Source organism: Sphingomonas sp. FUKUSWIS1 (assembly GCF_000733135.1).
Lineage (GTDB): Bacteria > Pseudomonadota > Alphaproteobacteria > Sphingomonadales > Sphingomonadaceae > Sphingomonas > Sphingomonas aerolata.
Map to the genome: position 1 here is coordinate 1 of NZ_JPJC01000163.1, position 2,426 is coordinate 2,426.

3 protein-coding genes and 1 pseudogene are annotated in these 2,426 nt (G+C 66.6%); 2 read left to right on the forward strand and 2 right to left on the reverse strand.

The window, feature by feature from the left end:
- On the forward strand, positions 1 to 1,093 hold a 1,093-nt coding region (locus sphsw_RS10470; protein ID WP_031440572.1), incomplete at its 5' end, for a hemolysin family protein.
- Positions 1,094 to 1,169: 76 nt separating this feature from the next.
- Here sphsw_RS10470 and sphsw_RS10475 read toward each other — a convergent pair.
- Complete coding sequence (locus tag sphsw_RS10475; RefSeq protein ID WP_031440573.1) at positions 1,170 to 1,571, reverse strand: hypothetical protein; 402 nt, start codon at positions 1,569 to 1,571, stop codon at positions 1,170 to 1,172.
- Between the two features lie 135 nt (positions 1,572 to 1,706).
- Here sphsw_RS10475 and sphsw_RS10480 point away from each other — a divergent pair, with 135 nt between their 5' ends.
- Positions 1,707 to 2,012 carry a hypothetical protein gene (locus sphsw_RS10480; RefSeq protein WP_152555474.1) on the forward strand — a complete coding sequence of 102 codons (306 nt, stop codon included), beginning with the start codon at positions 1,707 to 1,709 and terminating at the stop codon, positions 2,010 to 2,012.
- A gap of 41 nt (positions 2,013 to 2,053) precedes the next feature.
- Here sphsw_RS10480 and sphsw_RS19790 read toward each other — a convergent pair.
- Positions 2,054 to 2,426 (reverse strand): annotated as a pseudogene (locus sphsw_RS19790) (hypothetical protein); the annotation flags it as partial.

A 2,426-nucleotide genomic window follows, 5' to 3' on the forward strand; every position in this document is an offset into this window, starting at 1 on the left:
CGGCATCACGTTGATCGGGATTCTTGCGGGTGCCTATTCGGGTGCGAGTCTCGGCACGCCGACCGCGGCGCGGCTGCAGGCGCTGGGGCTGAGCGCGAGCACGGCGGAGACCGCGGGCTTCGCGATCGTCATCGGCCTGACCACCTATGCCTCGCTGATCATCGGCGAGCTGGTGCCCAAACAGTTCGCGCTGCGATCGCCCGAGACGATCGCCGCGTTCATGGCGCGGCCGATGCGCTGGCTGGCGATCATCACCGCGCCGATCGTGTGGGTGCTCGATTCGACGAGCGCGCTGATCTTCAAGGCGCTGCGGCTCAACCGCGAATCGGAGGAGCATGTCACCGCCGAGGAACTCCACCTGATCGTCGCCGAGGCGTCCAAGTCGGGCGTGATCGAGGAGCATGAGCGCTCGATCATCTCGGGCGTGGTGCGGCTGGCCGACCGGCCGGTGCGCGAGGTGATGACGCCGCGGACCGATATCGACTGGCTCGACTGCAACTGGGATGCCGACGAGATCCGCGACACGCTGCTCGCGTCGCAGCATACGCGGCTGCCGGTCGGCGACGGGTCGATCGACCGCGTGCGCGGCGTCGTGCAAGCACGCGACATCGCCGCCGCGCTGTTCCGCGGGGAGCCGCTCGACCTCAACGTGCTGATGCGCAAGGCGCCGGTGGTGATCGACCAGATCGACGCGATGGACGCGCTGATCGCGCTGCGCCAGGCCGAGGTGCCGATGGCGCTGATCCATGACGAATACGGGCATTTCGAGGGGATCGTGACGCCTGCCGACCTGCTCGCGGCGATCGCGGGCGAGTTCAAGTCGGATGCCGACCCCGACGATTCGCCGTCGGTGGTGGTGCGCGACGACGGCTCGCTGCTGGTCGCGGGCACGATGGCGGCGGATGCGCTGGCCGACCGGCTGGGCATCGACCTGCCCGAGGACCGCGACTACGCGACCGTCGCGGGACTGGCGCTCGCGGTGTTCCGCCATCTGCCCGGCGAGGGCGAGAGCTTCGTCGAACAGGGGTGGAAGTTCGAGATCGTCGATCTGGACGGGCGACGGATCGACAAGCTGCTCGTCAGCGAGGTTTGAGGCTGGCGGGGGCGGGGCTTGAACGCGCCGGATCACCGACCCGGTTGATTTACCCGGGCGCTCATTGTTTCGACGCTTAGCGGTTGCCCGAGATTTTAAGCCGTCGCGACACGTACCGCACGCAGGCAAAAACCGCGATTCCGACTACAAGAGACGGCGCATAGATCATTCCGACCCCGTAGATCGGGACGTCGCGAAGTGATTGGTAGTCATACCACGAGCTATAGATGACGTAGACGCACAGGGCGACGAACAGGATTGCGCACACGAGCATGGCGATCCTTGCTTCGGCGTCGACCTTTTCGTGTGCGACGGTTTCCGCATGCTCGCTGTTTGCCAGACGGTGCAGGACGGGACCAAGGAACACGCCAACGGCCGAACCGACCGCCAGGATAATGACAGGCTTGTCGAAGGCGACAGTAGCGCAGACGATTGGACCCAGACATAGATACGCAAGGATCAGCAGCCCCTTTGCCATCCCGTATCGTGGTTGCTGCATAGCCTGTCCGCCGCCTTATTGGTTTTCCTTGTCGTGGATGAAATTCGTTAACGGTGCGTGAGGCAGCGTCCGCGTCAACGCGGGCGGTGGCGGATGTTCGTGCTAGTGTCGGCCATGACCATCATAGCCTTTGTCATATTGCTGCAAGCTGCCTCGGGGCAGATGGCGCCACCGGTGATCGTGCGGCCGGCGGATGACCGGACGGTGTCCGCCCCGCTTCGTGGGCTGGGCGACACGATGGAAATCGCGGGTCGCTGTTCGCGCTTTATCGCCGCCGCCGACATGGACACGTTCCTTGCCGTGGCCAAGGCCAACCCCGCCGACGAGCCGTATCTCATCAGCCGGATCGGCAAGGGCAGCCAGCATCCGAAGGATCCCGCATGGTGCAATGCGGCGATCAAGAAGCTCGGTCGGAAATAGTCTGTCCGGGTAAGGCAGGCCGCTGACGCGCGGCCTGCGTGTCAGAGCTTGCCGAAGACGGCTTCGAAGCCGGGCTTGTCGCCGGCGGCGAGGAGGCGGGATTGTTCGATCCAGCGGTCGCGGCCCATGCGGCCGGTGAAGGCGCCGAGCTGCGCGTCGATGTTCTGCGCTTCGGTTTCGGAGAGTGCGGCCATCTGGCCGACGGTGGTGACGCCCAGCTCGGCGAGGCGGGTGGCGACCTTGGGGCCGAGGCCTTTGAGCAGCGTGACGGGGGCGGCTGCGTGGTCGACCGCCGGGGCTGGCGCTGGCGTCGGCGTGGGTGCCGGGGCTGGGGTCTCGGTCGGGGTGACGGCCTCGGCGGCGGGGTTGGCGTCGAAGCTCGCGGCGGCGATCGGCTCGTCGGACAGCGGCGCA

Excerpts from the sequence above, each read along its gene's own strand:
- sphsw_RS10475 (WP_031440573.1), bottom strand. The coding sequence starts at position 1,571 with ATGGCAAAGGGGCTGCTGATCCTTGCGTATCTATGTCTGGGTCCAATC.
- sphsw_RS10480 (WP_152555474.1), top strand. The coding sequence starts at position 1,707 with ATGACCATCATAGCCTTTGTCATATTGCTGCAAGCTGCCTCGGGGCAG.